Here is a 255-nt window from a genome sequence, read left to right on the forward strand (position 1 = left end):
TGACTATGAAAAGATCCCTTTGATCCCTTACGGCATGTATAACGCAGAACAAAAGAAAAAATATAAACAGGATCCGAAACGCCGGGATAATTGGTCTTATGACGAAATAGAAGATGCTTATACCGACTTGGACGGTGTGCGGTTTAGTTTTACCCACTACAGCACACGTGTGGATAAACAGGGATATACGCGTCAGTTTAAAGTGTACACAGCAGACAAGGAACAAATGGATGACAGGCTGAATAAACTAGCCAA

Annotated in this window: 1 pseudogene; it reads left to right on the forward strand. The window is 41.6% G+C overall.

Annotated features, from left to right (window positions below):
* Positions 1 to 255, forward strand: a pseudogene (locus ACYQ4S_RS12815) (IS5/IS1182 family transposase); the annotation flags it as partial.

It is taken from the genome of Alkalibacterium sp. s-m-28 (assembly GCF_054658175.1).